The organism is Streptomyces sp. NPDC059371 (assembly GCF_042751995.1).
Lineage (GTDB): Bacteria > Actinomycetota > Actinomycetes > Streptomycetales > Streptomycetaceae > Streptomyces.
Genome location: NZ_JBHYXD010000003.1, coordinates 172562 through 184809, shown reverse-complemented (window position 1 = coordinate 184809; position 12248 = coordinate 172562). Strand labels below are relative to the sequence as shown.

The 12248-nt window shown below is 72.7% G+C and carries 12 protein-coding genes and 1 pseudogene; 4 read left to right on the top strand and 9 right to left on the bottom strand.

All coding sequences use genetic code 11. The features are described 5' to 3' along the window. Positions 1-98 precede the first annotated feature (98 nt). The 4 genes and pseudogenes from ACFXGX_RS03305 to ACFXGX_RS03290 form a co-directional block, all read left to right on the top strand. Positions 99-494: pseudogene (locus ACFXGX_RS03305) on the top strand (zinc-binding dehydrogenase); the annotation flags it as partial. A gap of 96 nt (positions 495-590) precedes the next feature. Continuing rightward, the gene (locus ACFXGX_RS03300; RefSeq protein ID WP_384784136.1) at positions 591-1436 is read left to right on the top strand and encodes a GNAT family N-acetyltransferase; all 846 of its coding nucleotides are present in this window, start codon (positions 591-593) and stop codon (positions 1434-1436) included. Between the two features lie 169 nt (positions 1437-1605). Next, positions 1606-1761 (top strand): DUF6924 domain-containing protein, encoded by a 156-nt coding sequence (locus ACFXGX_RS03295; protein ID WP_384784134.1) that lies wholly within the window; start codon positions 1606-1608, stop codon positions 1759-1761. Between the two features lie 188 nt (positions 1762-1949). Continuing rightward, positions 1950-2873 carry an ADP-ribosylglycohydrolase family protein gene (locus ACFXGX_RS03290; protein ID WP_384784132.1) on the top strand — a complete coding sequence of 308 codons (924 nt, stop codon included), beginning with the start codon at positions 1950-1952 and terminating at the stop codon, positions 2871-2873. A gap of 254 nt (positions 2874-3127) precedes the next feature. Here ACFXGX_RS03290 and ACFXGX_RS03285 read toward each other — a convergent pair whose 3' ends face one another. The 9 genes from ACFXGX_RS03285 to ACFXGX_RS03245 form a co-directional block, all read right to left on the bottom strand. Next, positions 3128-4057 (bottom strand): LD-carboxypeptidase, encoded by a 930-nt coding sequence (locus tag ACFXGX_RS03285; protein ID WP_384784130.1) that lies wholly within the window; start codon positions 4055-4057, stop codon positions 3128-3130. 45 nt (positions 4058-4102) lie between these two features. Next, the gene (locus tag ACFXGX_RS03280; RefSeq protein WP_384784129.1) at positions 4103-5269 is read right to left on the bottom strand and encodes a M20/M25/M40 family metallo-hydrolase; all 1167 of its coding nucleotides are present in this window, start codon (positions 5267-5269) and stop codon (positions 4103-4105) included. After that, positions 5262-6101, bottom strand: a complete 840-nt coding sequence (locus ACFXGX_RS03275) for a M55 family metallopeptidase (RefSeq protein ID WP_384784127.1) — start codon at positions 6099-6101, stop codon at positions 5262-5264. Before ACFXGX_RS03275 ends, ACFXGX_RS03280 begins: the two co-directional genes overlap by 8 nt. Beyond that, positions 6098-7252, bottom strand: a complete 1155-nt coding sequence (gene menC / locus ACFXGX_RS03270) for an o-succinylbenzoate synthase (protein ID WP_384784125.1) — start codon at positions 7250-7252, stop codon at positions 6098-6100. The genes ACFXGX_RS03275 and menC overlap by 4 nt, the downstream gene beginning before the upstream one ends. Positions 7253-7281: 29 nt before the next feature. Then, entirely contained in the window at positions 7282-8157 is an 876-nt protein-coding gene (locus ACFXGX_RS03265) for a hypothetical protein (protein ID WP_384784123.1), read from the bottom strand. Then, on the bottom strand, positions 8133-9164 hold the full coding sequence (locus ACFXGX_RS03260) for an ABC transporter ATP-binding protein (protein WP_384784121.1): 1032 nt from the start codon (positions 9162-9164) through the stop codon (positions 8133-8135). Before ACFXGX_RS03260 ends, ACFXGX_RS03265 begins: the two co-directional genes overlap by 25 nt. Further along, positions 9161-10201, bottom strand: coding sequence for an ABC transporter ATP-binding protein (locus ACFXGX_RS03255; RefSeq protein ID WP_384784119.1), 1041 nt, complete (start codon positions 10199-10201; stop codon positions 9161-9163). Before ACFXGX_RS03255 ends, ACFXGX_RS03260 begins: the two co-directional genes overlap by 4 nt. A gap of 5 nt (positions 10202-10206) precedes the next feature. Continuing rightward, a complete protein-coding gene (locus ACFXGX_RS03250; protein ID WP_384784117.1) occupies positions 10207-11160 on the bottom strand; it encodes an ABC transporter permease in 954 nt (317 codons plus the stop codon). Then, positions 11157-12248: ABC transporter permease (locus ACFXGX_RS03245; protein ID WP_384784115.1), on the bottom strand; the 1092-nt coding region annotated here is incomplete at its 5' end. The genes ACFXGX_RS03250 and ACFXGX_RS03245, both read right to left, overlap by 4 nt.

Below are 12248 nucleotides of genomic sequence, written 5' to 3'. Positions count from 1 at the left end.
GGCCCGCCATAACCCGCGCCAGGGGCGGCGGCCCCCACCCCTGCGCCCGCCGGGCCCCCCCCCGGGCCCCCCCCCCCGGGGCCGGGGGGTGCGCCCCCACCGACGTGGTCGCCGAACGCGGCGAGGAGGGCGTCGCCCGGGTACGCGAACTGACCCGGGGCGAGGGCACCCGCAAGGTGCTCGAATGCGTCGGGCTGAAGGACGCCCTCGCCCAGAGCTTCGGCGTGGTCCGCGACGGCGGCACGATCAGCCGGGTCGGCGCACCCCAGTACCCCGAAGTCCCCTTCGGATTCGGCGACTTCCTGCGCAACATCACCCTCACCGGCGGAGTCGCGCCCGCCCGCGCCTACATCGAGGAGCTCATGCCGCACATCCTCCACGGCTCCATCCGCCCCGGCCGCGTCTTCGACCGCACCCTCGGCCTGGAAGACATCGCCGACGGCTACCGGTCCATGAACGAACGCGAGGCACTGAAGGTCCTCATCAAACCCTGACCCCTGAGCGGGCGGCATGGCGAGGATTGTTCATGCCGGTCCCCTGGTTCGTTTATCGGGTGCGCTGTGCGGTTGCTCCGTGCTGGGATGCCCAGCATGAGCGACTCGCTGCGTGCTCGAATCGAGCAGTACTACGCCAGTGTGCCCCTGCTGTTCGCCGACGCCGAAGAGCTCGGCCCGCTACGGCTGTTCGTACGAAAGGAACCGGGAACCCCGTACTACGGCGGCCCGAGCCACGCTCAACCCACCGCGGAGAGCGCCGGGAGCGTCACCGCGTCCGACATCGCCCGGGTGCGTGCCAGGCAGCGTGAACTCGGCGTGCCGGAGGCTTTCGAGTGGCTCGCCGAGGCAGCTCCGGCTCTGCGCGCCCGTATGGAGGCCGTCGGCCTTCCGGTGGCAGAACGCCCGCTGATGGCCCTCGACCCGCACCTGCCCATCCTCCCGCAGCCGCTCCCGGACGGCGTCACGATCCGAGTGCTGACGGCCGACGACCCGGCACTCCCCGCGGTTCTTGCTCTGCCTCGGCTGGCTTTCGCCGCGGAGGGCACCGCTGTGGGCTCTGCAGGCCGTGCGGAACTGTCGGCAGTGGCTGAGGAATTGACCGCGGACGGCACAGTCGAGAGCGTCCGCCCCTCTGTCCGCGCCGGGCACAAGGTACTCATCGCCGCCCTCGCGCAGGACGGCACCCCGCTCGCCGTCGGCCACTACCACCCGGCCAACCGCACCACCGAGATCGGCGGCGTGGGCACCCTCCCGACTGCTCGCCGCCAGGGTCTGGCGGCAGCGGTCACGACGGCCCTGGCCACCCACGCCCGCGACCACGGAGTGCACACGGTCTTTCTCGCCTACGCGCGGGACAGCATCGCTCGTATCTACGCCGGCCTGGGCTTCAGCCCTGCCGATATCACCCTGTTGATCGCCAACCAACCCGCACGGTCGTAGGGGCTCGCGGTCATCCCGTACGGACCACACACTGCCCATGCCGATGCAGACCTTCCACCGGCCGTACAGTTCCTGGGCCAGCGGCATGTGGGCCCTGACTCGTGCTCGCCTCATGCGACGAGCCTGATGGCAAAGGCCGCCAGCAGATCGTCACCGAGGAGAAGGATCCATGAGAGCGCTGCCCGCCGTCACCAGCCGCGATTTCCGCACCACTCCCGCAGGGCTCCACGACGTCCACGCGAACCTGAGCATCGGCAACCTGGGCTTCGAGGAGTACGCGGCATGGGCGCACGATGATCCCGAGGGGATCTACCGGTCCGTGTGAACGGGCTTACGATGCTACGGCCGGAGCCTTGAAATTCCTCATCCCCAGTTATTTGTGCGGACGGGTCCGCTCGCCCGACTTCCTCAAGAGCGCCGGCAACTGCGATCGCCCAGCGCCATGTTCGATCAGAGGCGTGTCCGCGTCAAAATCGGTGGGCCGGAGCGTCGGCGCGCTGTGATACTGCTCCGATGATCAACCTTCCCACGGCTGCACTGGATTCATTGCAGGGGCTCGCATTCGGTGACGCCTTCGGTGACCGCTGGTTCCGCATCCTGCGCCAGGACGGTTCGGCAGCCTTGGAGGCTCGGACGTTGCCGTCGGAGCCTCTGTGGCGGTGGAGTGATGACACGGCCCAGGCGCTTGTTCTCGTCCGGGAACTCGCCGAGGGGGGCGGCACCGTGGACCAGGACCGCCTCGCTCTGAGCCTCGCGGCGGCCTACGCCGAGGACACGCACCGTGGCTACGGAGCCTCGATGCATGACGTGCTCCGTCGGATCGGCGCGGGTGAGCCCTGGCGGGAGGTGGTCGCCGGACAGTTCGGCGGCCAGGGCTCCTGGGGCAACGGCGCGGCCATGCGCGTCGCCCCGCTCGGCGCCTGGCACGCCGTCGACCTCGACGTCGTCGCCGAGCAGGCCGCGTGTCAGAGCGCCGTCTCGCACCACCACCCGGAGGCGATCGCCGGGGCGGTGGCGGTCGCCCTCGCCGCGGCGCTGGCAACGCGCAGCCGGGGCGGGCCGGCCCCGGCACGCCCGGACTTCCTTCAGACAGTCGCCGAACGACTCCCCGACAGCGACGTCCGGTCGGGGGTGCGGATCGCGGCCCGGATGCCGGAGCACACCTCGGTTCGGCACGCTGCGGAGGTCCTGGGCTCCGGCTACAGGATGTCCGGGCCCGACACCGTCCCGTACGCCCTGTGGTGCGCGGCGGGGCGCCTCGACGACCTGCACGAGGGCCTCTGGTTCACGGTCGCCGGGCGCGGTGACATCGACACCACCTGTGCCATCGCGGGCGGGGTGATCGCCGCTCGCACGGGCGTCGCCGCCCTCCCCACTGCCTGGCACGCGGCTCGTGAACCGCTGCCACCAGTTGTGTCCGTACGCACCCGAGGGTGAGGCCGGCTTCGGGATGGCCCCGCGGATCTCCCAGCGGACCCGCGGGCGGCGGAACCGGTGCAGGACGAATGTGCGCTCGACGACCCGGCGTTGAGTGCCAGGTCCGGAGCCATGTTCGGCGCCTCGGCGGGCGGTCACCGGGTTCACTCCTGGCCGGTGGCCCGGTCCGCCGGCCAGGGGGAGGCCTGTACGCGGTCGATGAGGTCTGCGCTCAGGCGCCCGGCCTTCCCGCCGAGGTGGTCATGCCTGCCGGCTCAGGTGAGTACGGGATTCAGGAAGGTGAGGACGCCCGAGTCGGCGTCGAGCCTGGCCCGGGTGCCGATGGGGAACGTCTGCTGGGGCACGCCGTGGCCGATGTCCGCGCCGACGAGGACCGGGATGCCGAGGTCGCCGAGGCGGTCGTGCAGGAGTTCCTCGACGCGCTCGCGTGTGCCGCAGTCGGTGAAGGTGCCGCAGACGATGCCGGCCGCACCGTCGAAGTATCCGGCCCGGCGGAGCTGGGTGAGGAAGCGGTCGAGCCGGAAGGTCTCCTCGTCCACGTCCTCCAGCAGGACGATGCCGCCGCGCGCGGGCAGCGAGGTGCCGGTGCCCAAGGAGCAGGCGAGCAGGGTGACCGTGCCGCCCAGGGTGACGCCCTCCGCGGTGCCCCCGACCAAGGGGCGGGAGCCGGGGAAGCGCAGCTCCTTGACGGACGCCGGGTCGGTGAGCAGAGCGGCGAGCCCGTCGAAGTCGGCCCGGCCGGGGTGGAAGCCGCGGATGGCGGGCATCGGTCCGAACAGGCCCGTCCAGCCCAGCTTCACCGCCACCGCCTCCAGCAGCGCCGTGACGTCGGAGAATCCGATGACGGTGCGCGGGGTGGGCGTGCCGATGGCGTCCCAGTCGATGAGTTCCAGGGTGCGCTGGGCGCCGTAGCCGCCGTTCGCGCAGAAGACGGCCGTGAACGCCGGGTCGGTGAGGGCGGCGGTCAGGTCGCGGGCGCGCAGCGCGTCGTCTCCCGCGAGGTATTCGCCGGTCGCCCGCGCGGAGGCGAACACCTCGGGCTGGAGGCCGAGTCCGCGCAGCGACTCCAGGCCGGTCTCCAGGTTCTCCTGGTCGGTCGGTCCACTGGCGGCGATGACGGCGACACGGTCACCGGGCTTGGGCGCGGCGGGGCGGATGAGCCCCTCGGAGGGCAGGGTGGGCATGTGGATCCTTGGGGAGTGAGGGTGGGCGATGGGCCGATGCAGGAGTCAGTGGGTTTCCAGGAACGTGGCGATGAGCGCCGCCCGCTCCAGCAGGGAGGACAGTGAGGCGTGTTCGTCCTCGCCGTGGGCGCCGGCGCCGGCCGGGCCCAGGCCGTCGACCGTCGGGATGCCGAGCGCGCCGGTGAGGTTGGTGTCGCCCGCGCCGCCGGAGGAGCCGAGGGGCAGGTCCAGGCCCAGGGAGGCGGCGAGCGTGGTGAGTTCTGCGGCCAGGGGGTTGGCCGGGTCCATCGCCCAGGCCGGGCGGTGGGACAGCGTCTCGGCGGACAGGGTGACCCGCGGCCGCACCGGGGTCGGTTCCAACAGGGCTGACAGCAGGGCCCGTTCGGTCTCGGCGGTGGCGTAGCGCAGGCCGATCTCCGCCTCGGCGTGGTCGGCGACCACGTTGGCGCGGGTACCGCCGGTGATCGTGCCGACGTTCAGCGCGGCGTCGGGGAGGACGGCGGCCGTCGCCCGCAACCCTGCCAGCTGGTCCACGAGTTCGTCGATCGCGGAGACGCCGAGCGCGGCGTCGAGGCCGGCGTGAGCGCTGACCCCGCGCACGCTCAGCCGTACCCGGGCCACCCCGCGTCGGCCGATCTTCAACGCGCCGCCGGGCAGCGGTGGTTCGAGGCCGAGCACCGCGTGGGCGCCCTCGGCGTGCCGGGCCACGAGACGGCTGCCGTCGGGGCTGCCGATCTCCTCGTCGTTGACCACCACGAGACGTACCGGACGCCTGGGCGTACCGCCCGTACGGGACAGCAGGTCCATGGCCAGTTCGACGGCCACCAGGGAGCCCTTCATGTCGAAGACCCCGGGGCCGGTGACCGTGTCGCCGTCCTCGGCGAGCGTGAAGGGGCGCCGGGCGACCGTCCCGGCCGGGAAGACGGTGTCGCTGTGGGCCACCAGCAGCGTGTGCCCGTTGCGCGAACCGTCGTCCCGGGACGCCGTCCCGCGCCCGTTCCAGTACGCCACCAGGTGGTCGCCGCCCGGTCCCGGCGGCTGTTCGACGCGGTCGGCGGTGGCGGCGAGGCCCGCGGCCAGTTCCCTGCCGAACACGGCCGCACGGTCCGGGTCGCCGGACGGGGTCTCCAACGCGACCAGACGTTCCCAGCGTTCCAGCACCGTGTCGCCGAACGTGCGCGCCAGGGCGAGGAGTTCGGCGGGCTCAGCCATAGCAGTTCTCCACAGCCGAGGTGACCACCCGGGTCAGCGCCCGGAAGCAGCGGATCGCCTCGTACATCGTCGGAAGCGTGAACCGCACGGTCAGCGGGTCGGTCTGGACGACGCCGGGGATGTAGCTGGCGGCGGGCGCAAGGTGGGCGGCGTCGAAGGACACCTCGTAGGTGTAGCCCTCGGCGGGCGGGGCGAGCGGACCGGTGGGGGCGGGCAGGGCGGTGAGGCCTTCGCGGGCGGCCTCGGTGATCCGGGCGGCGCTCACCTCGGGCGGCAGACAGATCGCGGAGTAGCGGTCCACGCAGGTCTTGACCACGGCGTGGGCGGCGTGCGGCGCCCAGCCGCGGGCGTCCTCGCAGCACAGGTCGTCGCCGGTGACCAGGACCACCGGGACGCCGTACTCGTCGGCGAGCAGCGCGTTCATCCGGCCCTCGGAGGCCGGCTCGCCGTTGATCCGCACCGCGGTGATGGTGTTGGGCAGATACGTGTGGGCGAGCACGCCCGGCTCACCGGCGCCGGTGTGGTAGCCGACGAAGGCGACCGCGTCGGGGGAGCGGTCGACGCCCTCCATCATGCCGAGCGGCTTGTGCGTGCCGATCAGCAGCGTGGCCCGTTTGTCGAGCCGGTCGAGGAGGAGGTTGCGCTGGTCGGCGTGGGCCTCGTTGACGAGGATCTCGGTGGCGCCGGCCGCGGCGAAACCGGCGATCGCGGCGTTGACGTCGGCGGTGAGGAACTGCCGGTTGTACTCCCAGCGGGCGTGGCCGGGCTCGCAGTCGTCGGGGAAGGTGACGCCGGTGACGCCCTCCATGTCGGCGGAGATCAGGACCTTCATGCTGCCTTCCCCTCAGGGGTGGTGAGACGGGCGCGGGGACGGATGGTCCAGGTGCGCACGGTGTGCCGGCCCAGTTGGCCGAGGTCCACGTCGAGGCCGATGCCGGGCCGGGAGCGGGGCACGGCGACCATGCCGTCCACGGCGCGGATCGGCGGCGTGACGATGTCCCGCCGGTAGTACTTGTCGGAGCCGGAGACGTCCGAGGGCAGGGTGAAGCCGGGCAGCCCGGCGAGGGCCAGGTTGGCGGCCCGGCCGATGCCGAACTCGTGCATCCCGCCGCACCACACCGGCACCCCGGCGTCCAGGCACAGGTCGTGCACCGTCTTCGACGGGCCGAGCCCGCCGAGCCGGGACACCTTGATGTTGACGACGTCGGCCGCGCCCAGGTGCAGCGCGGTGCGCAGCACGTCCGGGGTGGTGACCGACTCGTCCAGACACACCGGGGTGTCCAGACGCGCGGCGAGCCGGGCGTGGGAGAGCAGGTCGGAGGCGGCATAGGGCTGCTCGATCATCAGCAGGCCGCGGCCGTCCAACTCCGCCAGTACGGCTTCCTGTTCGGGCCGGTAGGCGGTGTTGGCGTCCACCTGGAGGGCGACGCCGGGGAAGGCGTCCTGGACGGCGCGGACCGGTTCGAGGTCCCAGCCGGGGCGGATCTTCAGCTTGATACGGCGGTAGCCGTCGGCGACGTGCCGGGAGACCTGTGCGAGCAGCGCGTCGATCGTCGGCTCGATGCCGAGGCTGACCCCGGCGGGCACCGCGTCGGCCCCGGCGCCGAGCACGTCGGCCAGGGGTTCGCCGCGCTTCTGCCCGTACAGGTCCCAGCAGGCCATGTCGAGGCCGGCGCGGGCGAAGTGGTTGCCGCTCACCTTGGCGGTGAGCCCGGCAGCGTCCTCGGGGTGGTCCCAGGGCCGGCCGAGCAGCATCGGGGCGAGGTACTCGCCCAGCACCTGCCAGCAGCTCCAGGTGGACTCGTCGCAGTAGTACGGGTCGGTCGGGGAGGCGCACTCGCCCCAGCCGACGCTGCCGTCCTCGGCGGTCGCGCGGACGACGATGTGCTCCAGGTACGACTTGCGGTGCGAACTGGTCTCGAAGGAGTGGACGAGATCGAGCCGGACCAGCGCCAGCTCGATCTCGGCAAGGGTGACGGTCATACGGGGTCGTCCTACCGTGCGGGGCCCGGTCAGGGGCTAGGGGGCGTGCCGGGTGCGGCGGCACGGGGGATGAAGCGGTACGCGGCGAGCCCGTCCGGCAGCCGTACGCAGGAGACGGCCGTGCGGTCGGCGAGCAGCCGGGCGAAGGTGGGCGTGATGCGGCCGCGCAGCCGGGCGGCGTGCTCCGGGCCGGCCTCGGCGCGCAGCCGGTGCCAGTCGTCGGGCAGGACCACGATCCGGTCGTCGCCGTCGTCGTACACCTGGCCGACGCTCCAGCCGCCCGGCGGCGGACCGGGGGTGGGCGCGGCGGGCCGCGCCGGGGCGTCCAGGTGCCAGGAGACGATGAAGCGGTCGGTGGACTCGCCGGTGGCGGCGCCGAAGCCCGAGGCGCCGTACATCGCGGGTTTGAACGCGTCCACCACCGTGCCGAGCACGTCCAGGTTGAAGTGGGCGTTGCGGGTCTGCATCGGGTCGTACGCCCAGCGGATGAGCGTCGTCCCCTCCGCGAGGCAGCGGTCGCGCTGGCCGAGCTTGAGCAGCCGTCCGATGCCGAGGCCCTGACGTTCGTGCGCCACCACGGCCAGCTGCGAGTACTGGTACAGGCGCGGGCCCTGCCCGTCGGCGCCCCGCTCGCGGGCGAGGAAGCTGTAGGTGAATCCCACCAGCGCCTCGCCGAGGTAGGCGCCGACGACCAGGCCGCTGTTGTCCTGGAGGGCGGTCAGCAGGCGAGGGTTGAGGCTGCCGTCGCCGGGGCGCAGGCCCATGACCCGGTCGTACAGCGCGATGCAGTCGGCCATCTCCAGCGGGCCGTCCACGTCACGTACGACCAGCGGCGGCGCCGGCCGGGCACCGGCCGCGCACCTCGGTGTCGCCGTCGCGTTCACGACACGCTCGCGAGGTGACATGCGGCCCGACCGCCCGCGGGCGCCTGCGCCGCCAGGACGGGCAGCGTCCGCCGGTCGCAGCCCGCTTCCGCGCGGCCCGCCGGGTCGAGGCCGGCCCACACCGGGCAGCGCGGATGGAACCGGCAGCCCGCGGGCACGTCCGTGGGGTCCGGCGGCTCGCCCTGGAGAAGCTGGGGCCGCCGCTCGCCGCGCACGCCCTCCGCGGACACCACCGACAGCAGCGCCTTGGTGTACGGGTGCTTCGGCGCGAGCAGGACCTCTTCCACGGTGCCCACCTCGACGATCCGGCCCAGGTACATCACCGCCACCCGGTCGGCGATGTTCCAGGCCAGGCCCAGGTCGTGACTGACCACCAGGGAGGACAGGCCGAGGTCGCGGCGCAGGTCGAGGACGAGCTTGAGGATCTCGCCGCGTACGGAGGCGTCCAGCGAGGCCACCGGTTCGTCGGCCACGATCACCGAGGGCTCCAGCGCCAGCGCGCCCGCGATCACCACGCGCTGCTGCTGTCCGCCGGACATCTCGTGCGGGAAGCGCGACAGGAACTGCTCCGGAGGGCGTAGCCCGGCCTTGGACAGGGCGGAGTGCACGCGCTGTTCGAGGCCGTCCTTCATCCGGTGCAGCCGGGGACCCTCGGCGACGGCGTCGAACACGTTCTGCCGCGGGTTCAGGGCGCCGCCGGGATCCTGCAGGACGAACTGGACCTTGCGGCGGTGCGCCTTGAGGGCGGCGCTCGTGTAGCGCAGCGGCACGCCGTCGGACAGCACCTCGCCCGATGTGGGCTTGACCAGCCCGGTCAGGGCGCGCGCCAGGGTGGACTTGCCGCAGCCGGACTCGCCGATCAGGGCGAGGATCTCGCCGCGGCCCAGCTGGAGGTCGACGCCGTCGACCGCGCGGGCGGGCCCGCGGCCCGCCCGGGGCGGATAGGTGATGTGCAGGTCGCGGACCTCCAGCGCGGGCGCTGTGGCCGCGTCGGGTCCGGTGACCGTGCCCGTGGTGGTGACGGTCATGAGCGGGCTCCTTCCGCGGACGGTTCGGGCACGGGCGGGGCCGTGGAGAGGTTCGGGAAACCGGGCAGCACCCGCAGGCACGCCGACTGCCGTCCGGGACCGGCCGGCCACAGCTCGACGGGGGTGGTGTCGCAGAGCTCGTGCACGTCGGGGCAGCGGGCCGCGAACGCGCAGCCGGGGCCGAGGGCGGCAGGGTCGGGCGGGTCGCCGGGCAGGCCGGCCGGAGCCCTGCGGGAGGCGGGGTCGCCGATGGTGGGGAAGGCGCGGGACAGCGCCCGGGTGTAGGGGTGCTTCGGGTCGTCGAGGAGCTGCCGGGACGGGCCGGACTCCACCAGCTCGCCGGCGTACATCACCGCCAGCCGGTCGCACATCTGGCCGAGGACGGACAGATCGTGGCTGATCATGATGACGCCGATGCCCTCGTCGCGCACCAGGTCCGACAGCAGGTCCAGGATCTGGGCCTGCACCATCACGTCCAGCGCCGTGGTGGGTTCGTCCGCGATGATCAGCTTCGGGCGGCAGGCCAGCGCCATCGCGATCATGATGCGCTGGCGCTGCCCGCCGGAGAACTCGTGCGGATAGCTGCGCATCCGCCGCGCCGGGACACCCACCGACTCCAGCAGCTCGGCCGCGCGGGCGCGGGCCTGCTTCTCGGTGATCCGGCCGCCCTCCTCGCCGGCCCTGCGGCCGTGCAGCAGGATCGGCTCGACGATCTGGTCGCCGATGGTGTGTACCGGGTTGAGGGCGGTCATCGCGCCCTGGAAGACCACGGAGGCCTCCGCCCAGCGCACCGCGCGCATCCGGCTCCAGTTCGCGGTGAGCAGGTCCTCGCCCTGGTACAGCACCTGGCCGGTGACCTCGGCGGCCGCCGGCAGCAGCCGCAGCAGGCTCATCGCCAGAGTGGACTTGCCCGAGCCGGACTCGCCGGCCAGGCCGAGCGTCTGTCCGGCGTCCAGCGTGAGGTCCACCCCGCGCACGGCGGGCACCGTGCGCCCGCCACTGCGATACGTGACCTTGAGGTCCTTGACCTCCAGCATCGCGTTCAACGTGTCTTCACCGACCTCGGGTTGAGAATGGTCTCCACGGCGCGGCCGGTCAGGGTGAAGCCGAGGACGACGATCAGGATGGCGATGCCCGGCGGGTACAGGTACCACCAGGCGCCGGCGGTGACGGCGCCGCCGCTCAGCGCCGAGTTGAGCATCGCGCCCCAGGAGATGCCGGTCGGGTCGCCCAGACCGAGGAAGGTCAGGGTCGCCTCGGACAGGATCGCCGAGGCCACCGTCAGCGTGGAGGAGACCAGGATCAGCGGGGTGACGTTCGGCAGGACGTGCCGCAGCATCACCTGCGGCCCGCCCGCGCCCAGCGCCCTGGCCCGCTCGATGAACGGCTTGGCCTCCACCGCGAGGGTCTGCGCCCGTACCAGCCGGGCCGTGGACGACCAGCTCGTCACCGCGATGGCGATGGTGATGGAGGCGGACCCCTGCCCGATCACCGCCGACAGCGAGATGGCCAGCGGCAGGCTGGGCAGCGCGATGAACCAGTCGGTGAGGTGCATCAGCGCCTTGCCGATCCAGCCGCCGTAGTGCCCGGCGACCAGGCCGACGGCGCTGCCGAGCACCACCGTCAGCAGGGTCGCCATCAGACCGATGGCCAGCGAGGAGCGCGCTCCCCAGATGACCAGCAGCAGGATGGAGCGCCCCTCCTGGTCGGTGCCGAGCGGATAGCCGTCGGTGGGGGAGTGCAGCGAGGGGCCGTCCACCTTGATGACGTCGAGGTCGTTGCCGGAGATGAACAGCGGCGCGCACAGGGCGAGCAGGCCGAACACGACCAGGATGCCGAGGCCCGCCACGCCGGAGCGGATGCGGACGAAGGAGCGGACGAAGCCGGCGAATCCGTTGCGGCGCGGCGTCGCCGCGGCCGGTGGGAGCGGCGGCGCGGGGTCGGCCCCCGCCTGGGGCGGGGAGACGGCCTCGGTGAGGGGTTCGTGGTGGGTCACTGGGCACGCACCCGGGGGTCGAGGAAGCGGTAGATCACGTCGGCGAGGAGGTTCATGAGGATCACCGACGCGCTGAAGACGATGAACGTGCCCTGCAGCAGCGGCAGATCGGGCACCTTCAGGGCCTGGTAGCTGAGCTGGCCCAGGCCCGGCCAGGAGTAGACGGTCTCCACGGTGATGGCACCGCCGAGCACCGTGCCCAGGTGCATGAAGATCATCGTGACCGAGGGCAGCAGCGCGTTGGGCACCGCGTGCCTGCGCCGTACGACGTCGTCACGCAGCCCCTTGGCCCGCGCGGTGAGCAGGTACGGGCTGCCCAGCTCGTCGATGATCGACGAGCGCATGACTGCCACGTACTGGGCGAAGATCACCAGGACCATGGTCAGACAGGGCAGGACGAGGTGTTCGGCCACGTCGAGGAAGTGGTCCAGGCCGCCGGTGATCGCCGGGTCGCTCATCCCGCCCGCGGGCAGGAAGCCGGGGATCGGGCCGATGCCGACGCTGAAGGTGATCAGCAGGATCATGCCCAGCCAGAAGGTCGGCACCGACCAGAGCGTCAGGGAGGCGCCGGTGGCGATGCGGTCCAGCCAGCTCCCGTGCCGCCAGCCGGATCTGACGCCCAGCCAGAGGCCGAGCACCACCGAGATGACGGTGGCCGTGCCCATCAGCAGCAGGGTCGGCCACAGCCGGTCGCCGATGAGGGAGCTGACCGGCTGCTGGAACTCCCAGGAGTCTCCCAGGTGACCGGTCAGGGTGTCGGTGACGAAGTGGAGGAAGCGTTCGGGCACCGACTGGTCCAGGCCGAGCTGATGGCGCAGCTGCGCCATCTGCGCGTCGCTGGTCGGCCGGCCGCGGGTGATGGACTGCACCGGGTCGGCCGGCATCAGGCTGAACAGGACGAAGCCGATGACGAGGGTGGCCAGGAAGCTGACGGCCGCGGCCACCAGTTTCGTGACCAGATAGCGTGCGAGTCCGGAGCCGGGCCGGGGGGGGGCCGGGCCCCCGCGCCCGCCCGGGGGCCGCGGGCCGGCGGCGGGCGCGGGGCGCCGGTGCCGGCGCCGCCGGCCGGCGCGCGGCTGGCCCGGCGG

Excerpts from the sequence above, each read along its gene's own strand:
- ACFXGX_RS03300 (WP_384784136.1), top strand. The coding sequence starts at position 591 with ATGAGCGACTCGCTGCGTGCTCGAATCGAGCAGTACTACGCCAGTGTG.
- ACFXGX_RS03295 (WP_384784134.1), top strand. The coding sequence starts at position 1,606 with ATGAGAGCGCTGCCCGCCGTCACCAGCCGCGATTTCCGCACCACTCCC.
- ACFXGX_RS03290 (WP_384784132.1), top strand. The coding sequence starts at position 1,950 with ATGATCAACCTTCCCACGGCTGCACTGGATTCATTGCAGGGGCTCGCA.
- ACFXGX_RS03285 (WP_384784130.1), bottom strand. The coding sequence starts at position 4,057 with ATGCCCACCCTGCCCTCCGAGGGGCTCATCCGCCCCGCCGCGCCCAAG.
- ACFXGX_RS03280 (WP_384784129.1), bottom strand. The coding sequence starts at position 5,269 with ATGGCTGAGCCCGCCGAACTCCTCGCCCTGGCGCGCACGTTCGGCGAC.
- ACFXGX_RS03275 (WP_384784127.1), bottom strand. The coding sequence starts at position 6,101 with ATGAAGGTCCTGATCTCCGCCGACATGGAGGGCGTCACCGGCGTCACC.
- menC (WP_384784125.1), bottom strand. The coding sequence starts at position 7,252 with ATGACCGTCACCCTTGCCGAGATCGAGCTGGCGCTGGTCCGGCTCGAT.
- ACFXGX_RS03265 (WP_384784123.1), bottom strand. The coding sequence starts at position 8,157 with ATGTCACCTCGCGAGCGTGTCGTGAACGCGACGGCGACACCGAGGTGC.
- ACFXGX_RS03260 (WP_384784121.1), bottom strand. The coding sequence starts at position 9,164 with ATGACCGTCACCACCACGGGCACGGTCACCGGACCCGACGCGGCCACA.
- ACFXGX_RS03255 (WP_384784119.1), bottom strand. The coding sequence starts at position 10,201 with ATGCTGGAGGTCAAGGACCTCAAGGTCACGTATCGCAGTGGCGGGCGC.